The organism is Borrelia persica No12 (genome assembly GCF_000500045.1).
In the GTDB taxonomy this organism is placed as follows: domain Bacteria; phylum Spirochaetota; class Spirochaetia; order Borreliales; family Borreliaceae; genus Borrelia; species Borrelia persica.
Genome location: NZ_AYOT01000050.1, coordinates 1 through 19,366 on the forward strand (window position 1 = coordinate 1; position 19,366 = coordinate 19,366).

At 27.4% G+C, this 19,366-nt stretch carries 12 protein-coding genes; 9 read left to right on the forward strand and 3 right to left on the reverse strand.

Translation table 11 applies throughout. The features are described from left to right. Positions 1–1,028: 1,028 nt before the first annotated feature. The 9 genes from U881_RS12500 to U881_RS0100960 all read left to right on the forward strand — a co-directional run bounded on the left by U881_RS12500 (position 1,029) and on the right by U881_RS0100960 (position 15,400). Complete coding sequence (locus U881_RS12500; RefSeq protein WP_160164759.1) at positions 1,029–1,193, forward strand: variable large family protein; 165 nt, start codon at positions 1,029–1,031, stop codon at positions 1,191–1,193. 1,387 nt (positions 1,194–2,580) lie between these two features. Next, positions 2,581–2,778, forward strand: a complete 198-nt coding sequence (locus tag U881_RS0100920; protein WP_024652965.1) for a hypothetical protein — start codon at positions 2,581–2,583, stop codon at positions 2,776–2,778. A gap of 523 nt (positions 2,779–3,301) precedes the next feature. Next, positions 3,302–5,821 carry a BTA121 domain-containing protein surface lipoprotein gene (locus U881_RS0100930; RefSeq protein ID WP_024652966.1) on the forward strand — a complete coding sequence of 840 codons (2,520 nt, stop codon included), beginning with the start codon at positions 3,302–3,304 and terminating at the stop codon, positions 5,819–5,821. Positions 5,822–5,842: 21 nt separating this feature from the next. Further along, positions 5,843–9,034: a BTA121 domain-containing protein surface lipoprotein gene (locus U881_RS0100935; protein WP_024652967.1), complete on the forward strand. Its 3,192-nt coding sequence runs from the start codon at positions 5,843–5,845 to the stop codon at positions 9,032–9,034. Next, complete coding sequence (locus tag U881_RS0100940) at positions 8,991–9,566, forward strand: CRASP family complement regulator-acquiring lipoprotein (protein WP_024652968.1); 576 nt, start codon at positions 8,991–8,993, stop codon at positions 9,564–9,566. The genes U881_RS0100935 and U881_RS0100940 overlap by 44 nt, the downstream gene beginning before the upstream one ends. Positions 9,567–10,516: 950 nt before the next feature. Next, positions 10,517–11,122 carry a hypothetical protein gene (locus U881_RS0100945; RefSeq protein ID WP_024652969.1) on the forward strand — a complete coding sequence of 202 codons (606 nt, stop codon included), beginning with the start codon at positions 10,517–10,519 and terminating at the stop codon, positions 11,120–11,122. Positions 11,123–12,067: 945 nt separating this feature from the next. After that, complete coding sequence (locus tag U881_RS0100950) at positions 12,068–13,348, forward strand: BTA121 domain-containing protein surface lipoprotein (RefSeq protein ID WP_024652970.1); 1,281 nt, start codon at positions 12,068–12,070, stop codon at positions 13,346–13,348. Positions 13,349–13,822: 474 nt separating this feature from the next. Beyond that, a complete protein-coding gene (locus U881_RS0100955; protein ID WP_024652971.1) occupies positions 13,823–14,299 on the forward strand; it encodes a hypothetical protein in 477 nt (158 codons plus the stop codon). A 300-nt stretch (positions 14,300–14,599) separates the two neighbouring features. After that, complete coding sequence (locus tag U881_RS0100960) at positions 14,600–15,400, forward strand: CRASP family complement regulator-acquiring lipoprotein (protein WP_024652972.1); 801 nt, start codon at positions 14,600–14,602, stop codon at positions 15,398–15,400. 544 nt (positions 15,401–15,944) lie between these two features. On the opposite strand, the gene U881_RS0100975 is transcribed toward U881_RS0100960, so the two are convergent. From U881_RS0100975 to U881_RS0100985, 3 genes are all read right to left on the reverse strand, one after another. Next, positions 15,945–16,745 carry a CRASP family complement regulator-acquiring lipoprotein gene (locus U881_RS0100975; protein WP_024652972.1) on the reverse strand — a complete coding sequence of 267 codons (801 nt, stop codon included), beginning with the start codon at positions 16,743–16,745 and terminating at the stop codon, positions 15,945–15,947. Positions 16,746–17,045: 300 nt separating this feature from the next. Next, on the reverse strand, positions 17,046–17,522 hold the full coding sequence (locus tag U881_RS0100980; RefSeq protein WP_024652971.1) for a hypothetical protein: 477 nt from the start codon (positions 17,520–17,522) through the stop codon (positions 17,046–17,048). Positions 17,523–17,996: 474 nt separating this feature from the next. Next, positions 17,997–19,277 carry a BTA121 domain-containing protein surface lipoprotein gene (locus U881_RS0100985; RefSeq protein WP_024652970.1) on the reverse strand — a complete coding sequence of 427 codons (1,281 nt, stop codon included), beginning with the start codon at positions 19,275–19,277 and terminating at the stop codon, positions 17,997–17,999. Between the last annotated feature and the right edge of the window lie 89 nt (positions 19,278–19,366).

A 19,366-nucleotide genomic window follows, 5' to 3' on the forward strand; every position in this document is an offset into this window, starting at 1 on the left:
TATATTCATAGGTTTTATCCTATTGATTGTTTTATTTGTTGTTATATGCATAGGGTAACTCCTTTTAATCCAAAGTTTAAATTTTGGTATGTCTTTGGATTGTTATTTCTTTTATTATATATAAAAATTTCACTCTTGACTAGGTTTGGTGTCAAGGTGATTTTTTTTATATATATAATTTTTGCTTTGTAAACTTGATAGAAATAAGCTGTAAAAATGAGTGTTAGAGTTTTTTTATTATTGTTTAATTGTGTAAACTCTGAATAAGATAACAATTTTGATTGTTGGTCTTACTTGTTTATTATATTAGCGAATTGGTGAAAATGTAGAGAATAGAGTATAAAGAGTTGCATTTGGATTCAATATGGGTGTTTCAATGAAGGAACAAATGGTTGATGAATAATCAGTTAGGTTTAGATATAGTCAAAAAAAGATTATCGTAATTTGTATTATTTTGATAATAAAACAGGTATATTTAAAATTGAAGTGAATGACTAGATAGATAGAATTGAGATTAGGCTTTTGATGCAAAGATATATGGAACTTAGACTAGGCTTTATGGAAAAATAATGAAAGGGACAAGCTTTTTATGCTAGAGTAATCAAACTTTGATTAATTTGTTTGCTTTGTTTGTATTTTTCTTTAGTGATGATGAAATGTAATAATGGGGGAGAGGATATCTAAGAGTGAAGTTTTTTGATTCTATTGCTAATTAAGAGACGTATTTTTTTACGTTTTGTTATTTTTGGCGATATGGTTACAGATGCTTTAAACTCAAGGTTGAGGAATAAAAACTATTCAAAGTTAAAAAGAAATTTGATACATTGATAGAAAAAATTGAATAAGGATAAGAATTGCTGTTGATGGTGTTAGAGTTTGTGATGTTATGAAAAATACTGTTGAAAACCAAGATGCTGTTCCTTTGTATTTATAAGGTGTTAATTTTCTATTTAGAGGAATTAGGACAATGGGGGGTAATTAGGAAAGTCCAAAATTTACTGAGACATTAGAAAATGAGAAAAAATTAGTTGGTAAATTGCTTGGTGGGCAAAGAAATAAAGTCAGTAGTATCAAGTGTAGTAAATAAAATATTAAGTATATTAAGAATAGCAATGAGAAATACTGTTGATAGTGGTTTAAAGGAGATAAATGAAGCATTAGCTACAATTAAACAAAAAGATAAGGTAGCATAGGCAGCATGTTAGTGGACAATAATGAATAATGATCGATAAAAATTAGTAAATAATGCATTGAGATAAAAGTGAAATTGGCAACAAGTGTAGGTGTTAAAGCATTAGAATCAGGATATAATCAGGGTCTGCAATATTATCAATAGGTAGTGTATCTAATAAAGAAGTAGCTAAGGTATTGTCTATAAAGATCACAAGGAGAGCAGCAGTAGATGTATCTAAGGCAGCAATAATGTTAACGGCAGTAAGTGGGGCGAGGAAATTTGTTAAATCAGGGGAAAGTGATTCAGAACTGTAAAATAATTTAGATGGCTCAATAACTGCAGTGAGTTTTGTAAGAATAGGAACAGCTATTTACCTAGTAAATTCTGATGTACCAAAAGTAGCAGTAGTAGCAGGAGGTATAGCGTTACGTTTTCGTTATTAAAGACAAGTAAACTATCAGCAAGAGGGGTAAACTCTAGGGTTTAAGAAGGAGAAAGAGGATAAGTACAAAGGTAGGAATAACTGCAGTAAATAAGTTATTGAAGCAGTAGAAGAAATAATTAAGAAAACAGTAGATAGTGTTATTGGAATGGCGAAACAAAAAATGAATGAAGCAAGAGGGTCACAAGAATCAGTTTTATGACCGAGTGGTAATAAAAGTAAGATAAAGAATAAATTTAGATTATTTATTAATAAGAGTAGAAGGTAAGCTTAGAGGTAAGTCTAGGTAGACTTCTTTTTTGTTGGGTGATAAATAAGAAAAAAAGCAAAATAAGTGCAATAAAAAAGAGTGTGATAATAATGTTGGTATTAATGATGGAATATAATAATGGGGGGGGTAATTTTAAGTTAGATTGAAGTTTATTACTTAGAGGATACTGATCAATTGAATTAGTTATTTATTGTAATGAAAGCTGTTATTAGTATTTTTATGAAGAATTAATTGAAGTTGTGATTAAGAGTACTGAAAAATTTTATTTTTGTTTCACTGATCTTTTTATATTTAATAAAAAGATCACAAGGGGTTAAGGAACAAATGAAAGTAAAAAAAGAATAATAGAAGGTAGAGAAGGGAAAAGTTATGGGAGAAGTAAAAAGAATGAGTAAGATGATAAAGATAGTAATGGTAATGGTGATGGTGTTGATGATGGGATTAATAGTGGAACAATGGTTGAAGAGAGTTCTGAGAGTAAATTTTTAAAGTCTTTGATAGGCTTGGTGGTGAGGGATGATTTTTAAGTATTTTACGCTTTTTGAGGATATGGTTGGGAGTGTATTAGGATGAAATTTTGAGAGTAAGAAGTTTGATGTTGGAGATGGCTTTAAAAGATTTAAAAGACTGTAGAAGGAACTAAAGAAGTCTTTTGAAAAATTGCTCCTGGTATGAAGCATTAAGACAATCCTAATGCTGTTAGTGAAAGGGATTGGCAAAATTTTAAGTGTGGTACTTAAAGGCAGAGGCAATCCTGATGTTGGGAATAATAAAAAAGCTGAAGATGGTATTACTGCAAGAACTAATAATGGTGATGGGATAAATGATAAGTTTAGAGGGAGTAGGAGTCAATCTTTTAAAATATGTCTAGATTGTTTTCTTTTTTATTAAACAAAAAAATTAAATATATAGGTAGATATTTGGATGAATTCGTTGCAATATTTTCTGCTTATTCATTAAAAGAGTTAGATAGCAACGTTATCTTTCACAATGAACTTATTATTTGTCATTTTGCTTAATGTTATTTTCTTTGCTATATATTGTTATAAGGAAACTTTAAAACATGCAGTTCATTATTCTAATAGTGCATATATTAAGTTTAGTTCATGACATAATAAGTATTTAATTTTTATTGAAGTATTGATGCAGACAAGTTGCAACTTTATTTATATTGACTATTTTTTGATTGTATATTTGGTGATGTATTATATGCGGCACTATATAATTGCAATTTTCTTTACCTTTAAATAAAGGTAATAAGCATTTCTTTTATTTTGATATTAGTTTTGTATTTTTATGGAATTATTAATATACAATATGATTGTTTTTCTATTACTTATAATTTTTAATATATTAAAATATATTTAAACATATTAAGTTAAAAATATGAATTTAAAATATAAGGAAAATATTTATGTCACAAGAAAAAACATTAAAAACTATAAAAGAACAATTAGATGATCGTGAAAAGGTTGCTTTGACTTTTCTTGAAACTTCCCTAATGACAGATAAATATCATTGGTTTTTGTATATAAGATCTTATGAACAACATGAGTTTAATGGTCTCATATCATATCTAGACACTAATAATCTATTAGTAAAAGCTCTAAATTATATTATAGGAGTATTATATGCAAGAGATGTAGTAGAGGAGGCTCTTAGAAATTATAGTGGATCTGATAAAGATATACTGATACACAAATTCAATGATGCAGAAAAGAGATATGCGGAGAATTTAAGAGGAGTCTATGTGTCTTATGTTGCTTTTGATTTTCTATCTGATGATTTGTTAATGGAAACAAGTGATTCATCTAGTTTTTTAGTCATTATAAAGTTAATAGTAGATTATATAATGACTAACCTAAATAATGAAGAAAAAGCCGCTTTAACTTTTTTGACTAACTCTGTCACAGATCCTAATCCAGATGATCCAGAAGACGGTAGGCATGTAATGTATTCAAGGAAAACTTTTTATGAGATCATTGCATACATAAGTATTGATAGACTCAAAAAGATATTAGCATATATTGTAATAACATTAAATGCAAAAAGTGTAGCAGAAAAAGCTGTTGAATCTTATGATGGACCAGGTAGAGATATACTTGTACAAAGATTAGAAAAGATAAAAATAATATATGTAAAATATCTAAAAACAGTGTTTAATTTTGGTTCTTCTTTTGATCAGATATGCTATAACTTATCTATAGAAACGAATAATTCATCTCGATTTGAGGATATTATATATTATGTCAAATATTATAGAATAGTAAACCAGCTAAGTAATGCAGAGAGAGATGCTTTGGCTTTTCTTAAAGACTTTATAACAGCTTCTAATCCAAGTGACACAGATGATTGTAAGCTTGTAATTCATACAAAGCAAACTTTTTATCGATTTATACTAGGCATAGATGATATTGAAAAAATTAAAACAGGTTTATCAGGTATTGTAGCGACATTAAATGCAAAAAAGGTAGTGGAACTTCTTCTTATGAAGTACAATGGACTAAGAAAAGTTTTATTTACGCAAGAAATAAAAGAAGCAGAAACAACTTATATAATGTATTTAAAGAACGTTTATAGTACTTTCTTTGTTGAGAAAATGAATAATAATTTATTAAGCAAAGCAAATTATGCATACCAATTTGCAATTATTGAAGAGAAGATAAAATCTTATAATGATACTTATAGTAAGATTGTCGAACAGTTAGATGATGATGAAAAAGGTGCCTTAACTTTTCTTGAAGATGCTATAGCAACTCCTAATCCAGATAATCCAAATGACCGTGAGATTATAATTAGGTCAAGACAAACTTTTTATTTTTTTTATAAGTTTGTATTACATTCAGATAAAATAAATAGATTCAGGATGGCTGTATCAGGCATTGTAGCGACATTGCAGGCAAAGAAAATAGCAGAAGAGGCTCTTGCAAATTACAATGGACCAGAAAAAAATATATTGGTACAAAAGTTAAAGAATGCAGAGATAACTTATGTAAAGTATTTGAAAAATATTTGTAATACTTCCTCTGTTGATGAAATGGAAAATAATTTATTTTTATTGAGGAAAAGAACCTATACACCTCAATTTAAAATGATTGAAGATAAGGTAAAATCTTATAATGATACTTATAGTAAAATTGTCGAACAGTTAGATGACGATGAAAAAGGTGCCTTAACTTTTCTTGAAGATGCTATAGCAACTCCTAATCCAGGTAATCCAGATGACCGTGAGATTATAATTAGGTCAAGACAAACTTTTTATTTTTTTTATAAGTTTGTATTACATTCAGATAAAATAAATAGATTCAGGATGGCTTTATCAGGCATTGTAGCGACATTGCAGGCAAAGAAAATAGCAGAAGAGGCTCTTGCAAATTACAATGGACTAGAAAAAAATGTACTGATACAAAAGTTAAAGAATGCAGAGATAACTTATGTAAAATATTTAAAAAGCATTTGTGATACTTCTTCTGTTGATGAAATGGAAAATAATTTATTGAAAGAAACAATCTATGCATCCCAATTTAAGGGTATTACAGATGAGATATATTCTTATAATATTAGTTATGATCAAATTGCAGAACAATTGAGTGATAAGGAAAGAGATGCTTTAATTTTCCTTAGAAATTCTGTAGAAGCCTCTAATCCAGATTATCCAGATGATCATGAGATTATAATTGAGACAAAAAAGAATTACAATCTTTTTATATTGAATGCAAAAGATGATGTTAATAAACTAAAAATAGCTCTGTCATGCATTGTAACAGTATTACAGGTAAATAAAACAGCAGCAGAAGTTATTGAAAAACATACTGAATCAGAAAAAAAGATGATTGAACAAATATTGGGGGATGAAAAATTAAGATATAGAAAATTTTTAAAAAGTATTTTTAATACTAATTTTTTTGATGATATTTATATTAATTTGACTTGAGGAAAATATAACACGTACCTATTGGAGGCTGTTATAAATGGAACATATCGTTACTGTAATATTTTTAGTACAATCTTGGAACAATTAAGCAATGAAGAGAGAGATGCTTTAGCTTTTCTTGAAAATGCTTTAACAAACTCTAATTCAGGTAATTCAGATGACCATGGGATTATAATGAGAACAAAACGGAACTACAAGCGCTTCATATTGGATACAGATGATATTGATAAACTTAAAACAGCTTTATTGCAGATAGTACTGACATTAAGTACAAAAAAAATAGCAGAAGAAACTCTTTCAATGTATGCTCAAGCGGGGAAAAATATATTTGTGCCAAAATTAGAAGATACGGAAAGAGAATATATGAATCATTTAAAGAATATTTGTGATACTACTTCTATTAAGGAAATGTATGCTAATTTATTAGGAAATGCAAATAGTTCATCTAAATTTAAAAGTATTATAAGGAGCATTAAAGATTATGATTCTATTATAGGGGAATTAAATAATGGAGAAAGAGATGCCTTAATTTTCCTTGAAAAATCTACAATAGATCCTAATCCAAATGGATTGGATGACCATAAAATTATAATTCAAACGAAACGGAACTATGATCGACTTATACTGTATGCAGCAGATGATATTGGTAGACTAGAAACAGTTCTATCAGATATTGGAACGACATTGAAGATAGATAAAAAAGCAAAAGATGATCTTAAAGAGTATACTAAGTTGGGAAAATCAGTTCTTGAACAAAGATTAAAAGATACAGAAACAGAATACATGAAGCATTTAAAAGACACTTGTAATACTTCTTCTTTCGAGGAGATGTATGCTAATTTATTAAAAAATACAAATAGTTCATCTAAATTTGAAAATATTATAAGGAGCATTAAAGATTATGATTCTATTATAGGGAAATTAAATAATGAAGAAAGAGATGCCTTAATTTTCCTTGAAAAATCTACAATAGATCCTAATCCAAATGGATTGGATGACCATAAAATTACAATTCAAACGAAACGGAACTATGATCGACTTATAAGGTACGCAGTAGGTGATATTAATAGACTAAAAACAGTTCTATCAGATATTGGAACGATATTGAAGATAGATAAAAAAGCAAAAGATGATCTTAAAGAATATACTAAGTCGGGAAAATCATTTCTTGAACAAAGATTAAAAGATGCAGAAACAGAATATATGAAACATTTAAAGAACATTTGTGGTGTTTTTGGTGAAATGTATAATAATTTATTAAGGAAAACAGACAATGCATCTCAATTTAGAATTATCGTAGATTCTATAAAGTATTATAGCAGTATTATGGAACAGCTCAATGATGATGAAAAAAATGCTTTGGTTTTCTTTGAAAGTTCTTTAACAATGTGTAATCCAAATGATCTTAAGTTTATAACCCATACGAAAGATAACTTTTCTATTTTTATGTTAGAAATGGGCATTGATAAGCTTAAAGTATTTTTATCAGGGATTGTGAGGACATTAAATACAAAAAGGGAAGCAGAGGTAGTCCTTGAGAATTATGCTTGGACAAATAGAGATAAGCTTAAGAAAAGATTACAAAGCGAAGAGATAAACTATATAAAGCATTTAAGAAGAATTTGTAATACTTACTCTTTAGATGAAATGTACAATACTTTGTCAAGTAGAGCGAATAATTCATTTCGATTTGTAGTTATTACAATTTATGTGAAATATTATAAAAAGCTTATAATAAAATATAATGATGGTTCTGCTTTGCAAGTTTTTACTAGTGATGCAGCAAAAATAGCAATTGTTAAATTACTTGATAAGCTTAATCTAAGCTCTGACCAGAAGGAAGCAGCTGAATATTTAAGAAAGGTCTTAGTTGATATTGTTAAAATGTACACTGATTATGAGTTTTGTGATTTATTGTTTAAGTTAGGTGATAGTAAAGTTAAAGCAATTATGAACAATATTTTTACAAATCATTTATATTTTATCAATAAAACTAAAGAAGCTGTTGGAGATATCCAATATGAAGCTGTGAAGAAAACCTTAAATGATAGGTTAAAAGAAGCGGAAGATAGATATTTAGGATTGTTAAAAGATTATAGTGGTATCAATCTTACTCTTGATCAAAAATATGATAACCTTTCGGGGCATCGTGATGGTTCTGATTTTGATAGTATTAGTAAGGATGCAATTGAAGAAGTAGCAAAAATGTCAATTGTTAAATTACTTGGTAAGTTTAATCTAAGCTCTGACCAGAAGGAAGCATCTGAATATTTAAGAAAGGCATTAGTGTATACTGCTAAAACATATACTAATGTTGAGTTTTATGCTCTATTGAATGAATTAGGTGATAGTAGGGTTAAAGCGATTATGAACAATATTTTTGAAAATCATTTATATTTTATCACTGTAGCTAGACTGTCTGTTGCAAATGTTCAAGATGAGGCTTTAAAGCAAACTTTAAATGGTAGGTTAAAAGAGACGGAGGATAGATATTTAGGATTATTAAAAGATTATAGCGGTGTCAATCTTACTCTTGATCAAAAATATGATAACCTTTCGGGGCATTGTGATGGTTCTGATTTTGATAGTATTGATAGAGAGGCAATTGAAGAAGGTCTAAAAATAGCAATTGCTGAATTACTTGATGAGTTTAATCTAAGCTCTGACCAGAAGGAAGCATCTGAATATTTAAGAAAGGCATTAGTGTATACTGCTAAAACATATACTAATGTTGAGTTTTATGCTCTATTGAATGAATTAGGTGATAATAGGGTTAAAGCAATTGTGAACAATATTTTTGAAAATCATTTATATTTTATCAATAAAATTAAAGAAGCTATTGGAAATATCCAAGATGAGGCTTTAAAGCAAACTTTAAATGATATGTTAAGAGAAAGGGAAGATAGATATTTAGGATTATTAAAAGATTATAGCGGTATCAATCTTACTCTTAAGCAAAAATATGGTAACCTTTGGGGCATCGCGATGGCTCTTGATTTTCAAGATATGAGTAGTGTATTAGCTGAAGTGAAAGAACCTGCAGGACAAAGATCTTTCCAAGAAATAGTAGGAAAAATAAGATTAATTCAGGATTTGCGAAATACAGCTAGTTCACATGAAATTAATAAAATATTTACTGCTTATGGTGCTCCTGAACCTGCTGATCAATATGGAATGCGTTCAGTATTTAGTTGCCGTTACATATTTTCTTGATGGTAGTTATATTCATTATTCAGGGGATGATGCATATTCTCAAGAACGTAGAAAATTAGTCTATTTAGCTTTTGATTATGATTCTTATAATTTTGTATTCTTTGGTGCATTTTTTAGCAAACTTATAGATAATGAAGATGTGAGTTATTCCTCTACTATTTTCTTAGGATTAGTTTTCCAATTTTTGGAAGAGTTTTCTAGTAGTTATTATTTATCTGCATTTAAAACACTGAGAGAAAAAATAGATAGTCTTGTTAAGTTAGATCATAATGATATAAATATATTGCATAAACAATTTGTTTTCCTTAAAGAAGGAAAGCAAAAATTAGTACAAATAAAAGATCAAATTCACAAAGATTATGCTAAGAATGTAGGTGACGTTCACCCTATTACTGGTGTTCCTAATACTTCAGAGACATTGTATGAGTATTTAATAGATAGAACTCGTAATTATGAGTTAAGAGTTCGTGATGCATTACGAAAAATAGGTGGTGCAGATACTAAGATTATTAGGATCTTAAGTAAAATATAAATATTGTTAAATTTTAAAGTAATTTTATAAACAACAGAATAAAAGAATATCTTTTTCTCTGTTGTTGTCTTTTATTTGTGTTCTTGATCTTGAAATACAAATCAATAATATTGTTGTTGCTAAATAAGATGCGGTTATAGCAGGAGGTGTGGCTTTTATGGTAGTTACATATACCTTTTAAGGTTTTAGGCGTTCTTGGTATTTTAATAATTCATCAATTTTTATGTATTGATAAAACAGTCAATATACTGAAATATGTAGTAAGCAATATATTTATCATAAATAAATATCACAAAGAAAAAATATTCAATAAATGTTAATTCTAGAATATTAAAATAATTATATTATGTGATAGAATATTGAACTCAATTTCAGATTGAAGATCAGAGATATAAAGCTAAAAAAACTGCTTAGATATATTAAATATAGTAAAGATAATTCACCTAATGTAGAAGGTAGAAATGAACAATTAATATAGATGCGAAAGAATATTATAGAGTGAAGAGAAAGCTTGCTAGTGTTTTTGATAATTATTTGTGTTGTGAAAGCCTCTATTTTCTAAAGTGAATGGTAGTGAAGAAGGATTAGTTGTTTCTCCTTTAGGTTGTAATTAATAATTATAATTATTCGGGTGATGTGTTGGATGCTTAGAAGCTTATGCGTATACTGAAAGCTAAAGAGTATGGAATGGGATTTAGAATGGCTGATGAGAAAAATATGTGAAAATAGTAAAACAATTGAAAAAATTAATTGTTTTTTTGAATATTATTGTGTGATATTATTTGTACACAAAAACATAATTTATTTTCGTTTTTGTGTTACACTCTGAATAAGATAAATAATTTCGGTTGTTGGTTTTATTCTTTTATCTTCAATAGAGCACTTATTTGGTGTGTTATAATTAAGTAAAATATAGTAAAAATTAAAAAGAAAATTTGTTGAGGTTAAATATGAGTGTTGCATTAAAAGAGCAGGTATATGATGAACAAGTATCTAAAAGTTCGGTTAGGTCTGAGAGAGGTAAAAAAGAATATCATAGTGGGGCGTTTGATGGGCAGATTATCAGTTATTATGTTCTTGAAGAAAAATTTGATCTTCTTCAAGATAGGATGATGGATAATTTTCACTATTTAGATGATAAGATAAGTATACTCAAAATTGATATGAATGATAAAATAGATAAACTTGATGCAAAGATAGACGGAGTAGAGACTAGACTTGATGCAAAGATAGACGGAGTAGAGACTAGACTTGATGCAAAGATAGACGGAGTAGAGACTAGACTTAATGCAAAGATAGACAAGCTTGATGCTAGGGTAGATAAACTTGATATTAGAATGGATAAACTTGATGAAAAGATAGATGGAGTTAGGAGTGATTTGGGACAAATGAAATCCAATTTGACTTTGATTGAGAGTCGACTAGGCTTAATTGAAAACAAGTTAGGATTTAAGGGACAGTTAGTTTCATCTTTGACGGTTATTGCTACTCTTGCTGTGTCGTATTTTGTAGCACAAGTGTTTGTGATGTTAGGCAAATATTTTTCTATTTCATAATATATATAAACAAAAATAGTCAACAAAACTCTCAAGCAACCTATGCTGAAATTAACTTGTGATGGAACAATCGTAACAACTTAATATGATTTTGTTATGTATATGGTGAAGATGCTCAAAAAATAAAAGAGGTTGTGTCCAGTTGAGGTTGTTAATAAGGTATTGGATGCACTTAATTTAATTATTAAGCAGACAGTGAAAATTAAAATTTCTAAGGTCAACAAAGTTATTAAGAATTGCATAATATGAAGTTATATAGTTTTAAAACTTTTAGAGTGTAGTGATAGTAATAAAGGTTTAAGAAAATATAAAATTATTTGAAGAGCATTAATGTATAGCATATTTTAATAATATTATTTATTTGACAAAATAATAACTTTGTTTTGTATATTTGAATATACAATTATATGTTGGTATGTCTAGTAAATTTAATAGTTCACTTAACTGTTATTAGAATAATGAAAATGATAATCAAAATATTCAATATCTCATATAGATTTTTTTAAACTATTTTGTATTCTTGATTTTCAAATATAATCAACATATAATATTAATATAATATTAGTTAATTTTAGTAATTAATTAATGTTGGTTAAAGATAATAAATTTTATTAGGCAATATTGGTGGTTTGTCTGTATGGTGTGAGAAATATTTTTTGAAGATAAAGTTTTATTATATTTGTGTTTTATAAGCTTTTCATTGATTGTTTATAGCTATAAATATCCAGGAGAAGAGGTAAGTTCAGTATAGTTGCTTTTTTGTATTATAAAAAACAGATGTGATTGTTTTGTATTCATATTTAGGTCTAAATATTATACAACTAAGATTAAATTGATTTATTTAAAGAATAATCGAAACAAGTACTGTCATTGTTATTACTGCCATTTTAAATAATATATAAATATTCTTGCATTGTTTTTAATTTGAAAAGGAGATATTAAAATATGAAGTTAATAGATTATGCTTTAATATTATTGTTATTATTGTTAACAATAATAACAATAATATTGGTAAGTTGTCAGCCTCAAAGTTCTGCTCCTGTAGGAGTGGACTCAGGTGATTTGTGGAGAAGGGATAATAGAGATCTGATAGAAGAGGTGAAATCAATTGATACATTACTTGATACATTTAATTTATCAGATGAACATAAGGAAGTAGCTAGGTATTTAAGAAAGGCATTAGTAGATACTGCTAAAACATATAGTAATGATACGTTTTATGATCTATTGTCTAAATTAGGTGCTGGTCAAGTTAAAACAATTGTGAACAATATGTTAGACAATCATCATTTGCGTTTGTTTTATCAAGCTAGCAAAATTATTGAAAATGTCCAAGATGAGGCTGTAAAAAAAACTTTAAATTATAAGTTAAAAGAGACGGAAGATAGATATTTAGGATTATTAAAAGATTATAGCGATATCAATCTTACTCTTGCTGAGATATATAGTAATCTTTCAGAGCATCGCAATGGCTTTAATTTTAAAGATATGAGTAGTAAATTAACTGAAGTGCAAGAACCTGAAGTACAAAGATCTGTCCAAGAAATAGTAAAAAAAATAGGACTAATTCAGGATTTGCAAAATACAGCTAGCTCAGATGAAATTCATAAAGTATTTACTGATTATGGTGCTTCTGAACCTGCTGATCAATATGGAATGCGTTCAGTATTTAGTGCCGTTACATATTTTCTTGATGGTAGTCATATTCATTATTCAGGGGATGATGCGTATTCTCAAGAACGTAGAAAATTAGTCTATTTAGCGTTTGATTATGATTTTGATGACCTTGTATTTTTTAGTGCTTTTTTTAACAAACTTATAGGTAATGTAAATGCGGGTTATTACTTTACTACTTCCTTAGGATTAGGTTTCGAATTTTTGAAAGTGTTTTCTAGTAGGTATTATTTATCTTCATTTAAAACACTGAGAGAAAAAAGAGATGATCTTGTTAAGCTAGATTATAATGATATAAATACACTGCATCAACAATTTGTTTTCCTTCAAGAAGGAAAGCAAAAATTAGTACAAATAAAAGATCAAATTCACAAAGATTATACTAAGAATGTAGGTCTCATTAGAACTAGTACTGGTATTCCTAATGCTCCAAATACATTGCATGAGTATTTAATAGATGAAACTCGTAGTTATGAGTCAAGAGTTCGTGATGCATTACGAAAAATACGTGATGCGGATACTAATATTATTAGGATCTTAAGTAAAATATAAATATTGTTAAATATTAAAGTAATTTTATAAACAACAGAATAAAAGAATATCTTTTTCTCTGTTGTTGTCTTTTATTTATGTTCTTGATCTTGAAATGCAAAGCAATGACATTACTTTAAAATCTCTTGCGACGAGTTTAGAATATTGCTTGGAGATTTTAGAGTATGGAAAAGTCAGAAAGGAAATTTGTATATTGAGAATTTGTTGAATGGGGATAAAAATTATTTGATAGGAAAGCGATCAAAGCTACATGCTGGATAATATACTATTTAAGATTATTGACATAATAAGTAAATTAATTAATAATAACTATTGTCAACATTTTTCATAATTTGTATTGTTTTGTCTTGAAAATTTGGATTAGGTGATATATAGTTACTGTATCAGCAATTGTGTAGTTTTATGCCAGTAGAGTGATGATGAATGAAAGTATTTTGACAGTAATGTTAATATTATAAGATAGAAAAGCAGATAGTGTTAATAAAATCAGAATTAAAAAATAAGTCTAAAATAAATAAAATGACTTTATATGCTCCAAGAGCATATAAAGCATTAAAACCTTTATCTATAGATAAACCACTAGAAATAAGGTCATATAATTTTGAAATGGCTGTTATGTATAAGAGAGTACCAATTAATGGTGATAACAATATAGAAGTAGGTGTGATAGAAGATGAAGAAGAAATTAGAAATAATTTTGGATATGGAGCTGGTGATCGTAGTTTAAAAGTAAAGGAAAACGAAGAAGGGATTACAGTTAATTGTGTGTATCAAAATACAGAAATTCTGGTTAATGATGATGATATTTCTGGAAGAGAAATTATAAAAATAAAAAAAGATGAGATAGATGAATTTAGAAAAGCAATGATTAATGGTGGAGACTTTAATTGTGTTATTTATAAAAATGATAATAAGGCGTGTGAGATGAAATTTGAAAGCAGAAAAAGGTAAGATTTCTTTGATTTTATGCAGAATATATTTTTTTAGATTTTACCTAATCTAGATTACTCATTTGTAATTGCTTAAGGGAACTTAAAAAGCATATTATTTTGGATTGAGAATCTAAAGTATTTATTGATTTGAATAGTGGGCAAAAATTTTTTGAAATTTTTGGCATTTTTGTAATATTTTGGAGATGTTTTATAATTATTTTGTTGTATAGTAAGTATAAAACTTAGTGTTGTTAAAATAGTAAATAAATATAATCAAGTTATTAACATTGTTTTAATTTTAAAAAGGAGATATTAAAATATGAAGATAAAAAATTTTATTTTAATGTTATTACTATTAGCAAGTTGCAATTTTAAAAAACAAAGTTTTGCTCCTACTCCTATAAAAGTGCATTCAAGTGGTGTTATAGAAAGAGGTAATAAAATTACAGTTAAATCAAGCTTAATTAAGGATTTGAAAAATATAGCTACTTCAGATAAAATTAACAGAGTATTTAAAGCTCATGATGCTTCTGAGCCTGATAATCAAGGTGGAATGAGTCAAGTCTTTTCTGTAATGCTATATTCAGTTACATATGAAGGAATGAGTCGTTTTGACTATGATTATAAAAATAATGAGAGAGATAGAAGATTGATTTATTTGGCTTTTGATTATGATTCTAATCACTTGAAATTATTTAGTATAATTTTGAACAAATTATTATCAGGCTTTGGAAAGCCTTATAATGCTTTAGATATAGCAACGTATGCTTTATTTCGGTTGGCAGTGTTTTCTAGAAAATATTACTTATCTTCATTTAAAACACTAAGGGAAAAAAAAGATAATCTTGTTAATCTAGAGATTGAGGACCTAGAAAAATTGAAACGATATTTTGAGTTACTTAACGAAGACGGAAAAGTTAAATTAGAAGAGATACAAGATGAGATAAGGGAAGATTATGTTAATGATGTGGGGCGTATTAGAACTGGTGGCGATGATGCTCAATTAGTATATAGCTATTTAACAGATATAACTCGTAATTATCAAATAAGAGCTGATAATGTATTACGAAAAATAGGTGATGCAGATACTAATATTATTAAGATCTTAAATAAAATATAAATATTATTTATTGCATTTGAAAGAATTATTATGAACAATGGAAGAAAAGAATATCTTCTCTTTGTCTATCTATTAATGATGTGGTGATAAAACTATTTAAATAGAATAATGAACAAATTTATGAGTTAAATTATGAAGAATTCTAATATTAAAATAATAAAAAATTGGAGACTGTTGTATAAGTTGACAATTGAAAAAGATAAGGGAAAGAGTCTAATATATTTTTTATATAATAGAAGAAAGATATCATTTATACTAATAACAATTAAACTAGTTTAATTGTTATTAGTATAAATGATATCTTTCTTCTATTATATAAAAAATATATTAGACTCTTTCCCTTATCTTTTTCAATTGTCAACTTATACAACAGTCTCCAATTTTTTATTATTTTAATATTAGAATTCTTCATAATTTAACTCATAAATTTGTTCATTATTCTATTTAAATAGTTTTATCACCACATCATTAATAGATAGACAAAGAGAAGATATTCTTTTCTTCCATTGTTCATAATAATTCTTTCAAATGCAATAAATAATATTTATATTTTATTTAAGATCTTAATAATATTAGTATCTGCATCACCTATTTTTCGTAATACATTATCAGCTCTTATTTGATAATTACGAGTTATATCTGTTAAATAGCTATATACTAATTGAGCATCATCGCCACCAGTTCTAATACGCCCCACATCATTAACATAATCTTCCCTTATCTCATCTTGTATCTCTTCTAATTTAACTTTTCCGTCTTCGTTAAGTAACTCAAAATATCGTTTCAATTTTTCTAGGTCCTCAATCTCTAGATTAACAAGATTATCTTTTTTTTCCCTTAGTGTTTTAAATGAAGATAAGTAATATTTTCTAGAAAACACTGCCAACCGAAATAAAGCATACGTTGCTATATCTAAAGCATTATAAGGCTTTCCAAAGCCTGATAATAATTTGTTCAAAATTATACTAAATAATTTCAAGTGATTAGAATCATAATCAAAAGCCAAATAAATCAATCTTCTATCTCTCTCATTATTTTTATAATCATAGTCAAAACGACTCATTCCTTCATATGTAACTGAATATAGCATTACAGAAAAGACTTGACTCATTCCACCTTGATTATCAGGCTCAGAAGCATCATGAGCTTTAAATACTCTGTTAATTTTATCTGAAGTAGCTATATTTTTCAAATCCTTAATTAAGCTTGATTTAACTGTAATTTTATTACCTCTTTCTATAACACCACTTGAATGCACTTTTATAGGAGTAGGAGCAAAACTTTGTTTTTTAAAATTGCAACTTGCTAATAGTAATAACATTAAAATAAAATTTTTTATCTTCATATTTTAATATCTCCTTTTTAAAATTAAAACAATGTTAATAACTTGATTATATTTATTTACTATTTTAACAACACTAAGTTTTATACTTACTATACAACAAAATAATTATAAAACATCTCCAAAATATTACAAAAATGCCAAAAATTTCAAAAAATTTTTGCCCACTATTCAAATCAATAAATACTTTAGATTCTCAATCCAAAATAATATGCTTTTTAAGTTCCCTTAAGCAATTACAAATGAGTAATCTAGATTAGGTAAAATCTAAAAAAATATATTCTGCATAAAATCAAAGAAATCTTACCTTTTTCTGCTTTCAAATTTCATCTCACACGCCTTATTATCATTTTTATAAATAACACAATTAAAGTCTCCACCATTAATCATTGCTTTTCTAAATTCATCTATCTCATCTTTTTTTATTTTTATAATTTCTCTTCCAGAAATATCATCATCATTAACCAGAATTTCTGTATTTTGATACACACAATTAACTGTAATCCCTTCTTCGTTTTCCTTTACTTTTAAACTACGATCACCAGCTCCATATCCAAAATTATTTCTAATTTCTTCTTCATCTTCTATCACACCTACTTCTATATTGTTATCACCATTAATTGGTACTCTCTTATACATAACAGCCATTTCAAAATTATATGACCTTATTTCTAGTGGTTTATCTATAGATAAAGGTTTTAATGCTTTATATGCTCTTGGAGCATATAAAGTCATTTTATTTATTTTAGACTTATTTTTTAATTCTGATTTTATTAACACTATCTGCTTTTCTATCTTATAATATTAACATTACTGTCAAAATACTTTCATTCATCATCACTCTACTGGCATAAAACTACACAATTGCTGATACAGTAACTATATATCACCTAATCCAAATTTTCAAGACAAAACAATACAAATTATGAAAAATGTTGACAATAGTTATTATTAATTAATTTACTTATTATGTCAATAATCTTAAATAGTATATTATCCAGCATGTAGCTTTGATCGCTTTCCTATCAAATAATTTTTATCCCCATTCAACAAATTCTCAATATACAAATTTCCTTTCTGACTTTTCCATACTCTAAAATCTCCAAGCAATATTCTAAACTCGTCGCAAGAGATTTTAAAGTAATGTCATTGCTTTGCATTTCAAGATCAAGAACATAAATAAAAGACAACAACAGAGAAAAAGATATTCTTTTATTCTGTTGTTTATAAAATTACTTTAATATTTAACAATATTTATATTTTACTTAAGATCCTAATAATATTAGTATCCGCATCACGTATTTTTCGTAATGCATCACGAACTCTTGACTCATAACTACGAGTTTCATCTATTAAATACTCATGCAATGTATTTGGAGCATTAGGAATACCAGTACTAGTTCTAATGAGACCTACATTCTTAGTATAATCTTTGTGAATTTGATCTTTTATTTGTACTAATTTTTGCTTTCCTTCTTGAAGGAAAACAAATTGTTGATGCAGTGTATTTATATCATTATAATCTAGCTTAACAAGATCATCTCTTTTTTCTCTCAGTGTTTTAAATGAAGATAAATAATACCTACTAGAAAACACTTTCAAAAATTCGAAACCTAATCCTAAGGAAGTAGTAAAGTAATAACCCGCATTTACATTACCTATAAGTTTGTTAAAAAAAGCACTAAAAAATACAAGGTCATCAAAATCATAATCAAACGCTAAATAGACTAATTTTCTACGTTCTTGAGAATACGCATCATCCCCTGAATAATGAATATGACTACCATCAAGAAAATATGTAACGGCACTAAATACTGAACGCATTCCATATTGATCAGCAGGTTCAGAAGCACCATAATCAGTAAATACTTTATGAATTTCATCTGAGCTAGCTGTATTTTGCAAATCCTGAATTAGTCCTATTTTTTTTACTATTTCTTGGACAGATCTTTGTACTTCAGGTTCTTGCACTTCAGTTAATTTACTACTCATATCTTTAAAATTAAAGCCATTGCGATGCTCTGAAAGATTACTATATATCTCAGCAAGAGTAAGATTGATATCGCTATAATCTTTTAATAATCCTAAATATCTATCTTCCGTCTCTTTTAACTTATAATTTAAAGTTTTTTTTACAGCCTCATCTTGGACATTTTCAATAATTTTGCTAGCTTGATAAAACAAACGCAAATGATGATTGTCTAACATATTGTTCACAATTGTTTTAACTTGACCAGCACCTAATTTAGACAATAGATCATAAAACGTATCATTACTATATGTTTTAGCAGTATCTACTAATGCCTTTCTTAAATACCTAGCTACTTCCTTATGTTCATCTGATAAATTAAATGTATCAAGTAATGTATCAATTGATTTCACCTCTTCTATCAGATCTCTATTATCCCTTCTCCACAAATCACCTGAGTCCACTCCTACAGGAGCAGAACTTTGAGGCTGACAACTTACCAATATTATTGTTATTATTGTTAACAATAATAACAATAATATTAAAGCATAATCTATTAACTTCATATTTTAATATCTCCTTTTCAAATTAAAAACAATGCAAGAATATTTATATATTATTTAAAATGGCAGTAATAACAATGACAGTACTTGTT

Excerpts from the sequence above, each read along its gene's own strand:
- U881_RS0100945 (WP_024652969.1), top strand. The coding sequence starts at position 10,517 with ATGAGTGTTGCATTAAAAGAGCAGGTATATGATGAACAAGTATCTAAA.
- U881_RS0100920 (WP_024652965.1), top strand. The coding sequence starts at position 2,581 with ATGCTGTTAGTGAAAGGGATTGGCAAAATTTTAAGTGTGGTACTTAAA.
- U881_RS0100930 (WP_024652966.1), top strand. The coding sequence starts at position 3,302 with ATGTCACAAGAAAAAACATTAAAAACTATAAAAGAACAATTAGATGAT.
- U881_RS0100950 (WP_024652970.1), top strand. The coding sequence starts at position 12,068 with ATGAAGTTAATAGATTATGCTTTAATATTATTGTTATTATTGTTAACA.
- U881_RS0100975 (WP_024652972.1), bottom strand. The coding sequence starts at position 16,745 with ATGAAGATAAAAAATTTTATTTTAATGTTATTACTATTAGCAAGTTGC.
- U881_RS0100960 (WP_024652972.1), top strand. The coding sequence starts at position 14,600 with ATGAAGATAAAAAATTTTATTTTAATGTTATTACTATTAGCAAGTTGC.
- U881_RS0100985 (WP_024652970.1), bottom strand. The coding sequence starts at position 19,277 with ATGAAGTTAATAGATTATGCTTTAATATTATTGTTATTATTGTTAACA.
- U881_RS0100940 (WP_024652968.1), top strand. The coding sequence starts at position 8,991 with ATGGAATGCGTTCAGTATTTAGTTGCCGTTACATATTTTCTTGATGGT.